We start from the raw sequence: 3,425 nt of genomic DNA, 5'->3' as shown, positions 1-3,425 counted from the left end.
GCGTCTTCCAAGCCTTCTTCAGACATCAGAAAATAGAAACAGTCGACCTCAACCTCTGCAGACGATAAGTGACAAAACTGTTCGCGATGTCCTCGCACACCTGTTCGCGATGTCTCCGGTCCAAACAGGGGGGAGATCGGATGTCGCCTTCGCTTTCGCCAACCACCATTGCAGTCCGCTACAAAAAAGGCGGCGCCAGTTTCCTGACGCCGCCTTGATTTTTGTAACCGAAGCTAACCTTACGCCGCGGGCTGCGCCTCAATCGTGCGCAGCGCCTGGGTCTGGCGCTTGGCGGCGGCCTTGACCGCATCCTGCACCTTCTCGAAGGCGCGCACCTCGATCTGGCGCACGCGCTCGCGGCTGATGTCGAACTCGGACGACAGCTCTTCCAGCGTCAGCGGCTCCTCGGCGAGGCGACGAGCCTCGAAGATGCGACGCTCGCGCTCGTTGAGCACGGCAAGAGCGCCCGACAGCATGCCGCGCCGGTTTTCCAGCTCGTCCTGCTCAATCAGCATCTCTTCCTGGCTTTCGTGGTCGTCGACCAGCCAGTCCTGCCATTCACCGGACTCACCTTCGCTCGCCCGGATCGGGGCATTGAGCGAGGCATCGCCCGACAGGCGGCGGTTCATCGACACCACTTCGGCTTCGGAAACGTTCAGCCTGGTGGCGATCTCGGCGATCTGGTCGGGCTTCAAGTCGCCGTCGTCGAGCGCCTGGATCTTGCCCTTCACCTTGCGCAGGTTGAAGAACAGGCGCTTCTGATTGGCGGTCGTGCCCATCTTGACCAGGCTCCACGAGCGCAGGATGTACTCCTGGATCGAGGCCTTGATCCACCACATGGCATAGGTCGCGAGGCGGAAGCCACGCTCGGGTTCGAATTTCTTGACGGCCTGCATCAGGCCGACATTGCCTTCCGAGATCACTTCACCGATCGGCAGGCCATAGCCGCGATAGCCCATGGCGATCTTGGCGACGAGCCTGAGGTGGCTGGTGACGAGCTTGTGCGCAGCGGAGGTGTCTTCATGCTCGGCGTAACGCTTGGCGAGCATGTACTCTTCCTGCGGCTGCAGCATGGGAAAGCGGCGGATTTCTTCCAGGTAGCGGCTGAGGCCGCCTTCGCCGGAAACGATACTGGGTAATGACTGGGCCATGATAGCGCCCCCTCTCTATTGGAGTGATGCCCCCGAAACGCGGCGGGCATGTGACGCGAGCACCAAAAAGGCTCGCCCGCGACATCAGATCTTATACAGGAACAAAACCAGAAAAGACAGGCATTTGTTCAACACGAAACAGTGTGTCACGCTGAAGTGAACAATGCCGCTCAGGTTTCTCTATGGCAGGGTTTAGAGCTTGCGGAAGCCGCCGACGAGTTCCTCCATGTCCCTCGGTAACGGCGCCTCGAACCTCATCGTTAGATGGGTAGTGGGGTGGCGAAATGCAAGGAGCCAGGCATGCAAAGCTTGCCGGGGAAATGCCTTGACCTGGCTTTTCAGCGGTTCGGGCAGCCGGTTGCCCTTGGTGCGGAAAGCCTGGCCGTAATCGGGGTCGCCGATCACCGGGTGGCCGATATGCGCCATGTGGACACGGATCTGGTGGGTGCGGCCGGTCTCCAGCCGGCATTCGACCAGGCTGGCCGTGGCGAACTCCTTTTGGCTCTCGCCGAAACGCTCCTGCACGGCGAAGTGGGTGACCGCACGGCGGGCGTCGTCGCGTCCTTCCGGCACCACGGCACGGCGCACCCGGTCGGCGGCGCGGCCGAGCGGCGCGTCGACCCTTCCGGTCGGCCTCTGCGGTATGTCCCAGACCAGCGCCAGATAGGCACGTTCGAGATCGCCGGTCAGGCCGTGATCGGCGAAGGCTTCGGACAGCGACTTGTGGGCGCGGTCGGTCTTGGCGACGACCATGACGCCGCTGGTCTCCTTGTCGAGGCGGTGGACGATGCCCGGCCGGCGCACGCCGCCGATACCTGAAAGACTGTCGCCGCAATGATGGATCAGCGCGTTGACCAGCGTGCCGGTCCAGTTGCCGGCACCGGGATGAACGACAAGCCCGGCCGGCTTGTTGATGACGATCAGCTCTTCGTCCTCATAGAGCACATGGAGTGCGATGTTCTCGCCCTGCGGCTCCGCCGGCTCCGGCTCCGGCATGGTAACCGACACGCTTTCGCCCGGCGCCATCTTGCGCTTGGTCTCGTCGACAGGCTTGCCGTCGACCGAGACCGCGCCCTGCCTGATCAGCATCTGCACGCGGCTGCGTGACATGTCCGGGCCAAGGCTTGCGGCCAGCCACTGGTCGAGGCGCAGGCCGGCCGCATCCGCGCCCGCCACCAGCACAGTGGGCTGCATGAATTGGTGCTCTATCAATTCAGGGGCCTCTTCGCTATGAGCGCTCATTGAAAAACCGTTCCGGAACTGTTTTGCCATGGCCAGCCCGATCGCCGAAGAAGACCAGGATAAGCCGCTCGACCCCGAGGTCGAAAAGGTGCGCAGGAAACTCGTCCGCTTCGTCGGGATCAATCTCGGCCTGCTGTTCCTCGCCCTTATGGTGGTGATCGGCGCCCTTGTCTACAAAGCGCGCAATGCACCGCCGGCGAACCCGCCGCTGGCCGGCGATATCCAGACACCCGCCGGCGAACCGGTCAACGGCGACATCGTGCTGCCGGTCGGGGCCAAGGTGGTCAGCCAGTCGCTGTCCGGCAATCGTGTCTCGATCGACGCCGAGCTTGCCGACGGCAGCCGCACGATCTTCGTGTACGATATCACCGAGCGCCGCCTGATCGGCCGGTTTGCGATCCGCAACAAGTGAGCGAGCCGCAACGATGAACGGCAGCAGGCCAATGAGCAAGCCTCAGACATGACCGGGTTCGCCGAACATCGTCGCATCGCCACGATCGCCCTGGTCGTCGCCAACTATGACGAGGCGATTGCCTGGTATGTCGAGAGGCTGGGTTTTCTGCTCGCCGAAAATGTCGATCTCGGCGGCGGCAAGCGCTGGGTCACAGTGGCGCCGGCCAACGGGCAGGGCGCCAGGCTGCTTCTGGCCGAAGCGTCCGACGAGGCGCAAAGGCAGAGCATCGGCAACCAGACCGGTGGCCGTGTCTTCCTGTTCCTGGAAACCGACGATTTTGCCCGCGACCACGCAGCGATGCTGGAGAAGGGCGTCGAATTCCGCGAAGCACCGCGCTTCGAGCCCTACGGCACGGTGGCGGTTTTCGCCGATCTGTACGGCAATCTCTGGGATCTGATCGAACCGAAACGATAGGCTACGGCCGGCTTTTCCTCGGCAAGGGAAAGCGGCCTACCCCAGTTGCTTTTTCCCAGCGCTCAGCCTATATCGCCGGTTCTTGAACGCGCCCATCGTCTAGCGGTCAGGACACCGCCCTCTCACGGCGGGAAAACGGGGTCGATTCCCCTTGGGCGTACAAA

4 protein-coding genes and 1 tRNA gene are annotated in these 3,425 nt (G+C 62.8%); 3 read left to right on the top strand and 2 right to left on the bottom strand.

The features are described from left to right. Window positions 1–239: 239 nt before the first annotated feature. Together rpoH and EOA19_RS34745 are read right to left on the bottom strand one after the other, a co-directional pair. On the bottom strand, window positions 240–1,151 hold the full coding sequence (gene rpoH / locus EOA19_RS34750; protein WP_013529255.1) for an RNA polymerase sigma factor RpoH: 912 nt from the start codon (window positions 1,149–1,151) through the stop codon (window positions 240–242). 192 nt (window positions 1,152–1,343) lie between these two features. Next, the gene (locus tag EOA19_RS34745) at window positions 1,344–2,393 is read right to left on the bottom strand and encodes an RluA family pseudouridine synthase (RefSeq protein ID WP_128306102.1); all 1,050 of its coding nucleotides are present in this window, start codon (window positions 2,391–2,393) and stop codon (window positions 1,344–1,346) included. A 28-nt stretch (window positions 2,394–2,421) separates the two neighbouring features. On the opposite strand from EOA19_RS34745, the gene EOA19_RS34740 reads away from it, so the two are divergent. The 3 genes from EOA19_RS34740 (at window position 2,422) to EOA19_RS34730 (ending at window position 3,421) form a co-directional block, all read left to right on the top strand. Then, the gene (locus EOA19_RS34740) at window positions 2,422–2,805 is read left to right on the top strand and encodes a fimbrial protein (RefSeq protein ID WP_128306101.1); all 384 of its coding nucleotides are present in this window, start codon (window positions 2,422–2,424) and stop codon (window positions 2,803–2,805) included. Window positions 2,806–2,853: 48 nt separating this feature from the next. Further along, complete coding sequence (locus EOA19_RS34735) at window positions 2,854–3,261, top strand: VOC family protein (RefSeq protein ID WP_128306100.1); 408 nt, start codon at window positions 2,854–2,856, stop codon at window positions 3,259–3,261. Between the two features lie 88 nt (window positions 3,262–3,349). After that, a tRNA-Glu gene (locus EOA19_RS34730) sits at window positions 3,350–3,421 on the top strand. Window positions 3,422–3,425 lie beyond the last annotated feature (4 nt).

The organism is Mesorhizobium sp. M7A.F.Ca.US.010.02.1.1, assembly GCF_004023085.1.
In the GTDB taxonomy this organism is placed as follows: domain Bacteria; phylum Pseudomonadota; class Alphaproteobacteria; order Rhizobiales; family Rhizobiaceae; genus Mesorhizobium.
This window is presented reverse-complemented; position numbering and strand designations above follow the sequence as displayed.

Excerpts from the sequence above, each read along its gene's own strand:
- rpoH (WP_013529255.1), bottom strand. The coding sequence starts at position 1,151 with ATGGCCCAGTCATTACCCAGTATCGTTTCCGGCGAAGGCGGCCTCAGC.
- EOA19_RS34745 (WP_128306102.1), bottom strand. The coding sequence starts at position 2,393 with ATGAGCGCTCATAGCGAAGAGGCCCCTGAATTGATAGAGCACCAATTC.
- EOA19_RS34740 (WP_128306101.1), top strand. The coding sequence starts at position 2,422 with ATGGCCAGCCCGATCGCCGAAGAAGACCAGGATAAGCCGCTCGACCCC.
- EOA19_RS34735 (WP_128306100.1), top strand. The coding sequence starts at position 2,854 with ATGACCGGGTTCGCCGAACATCGTCGCATCGCCACGATCGCCCTGGTC.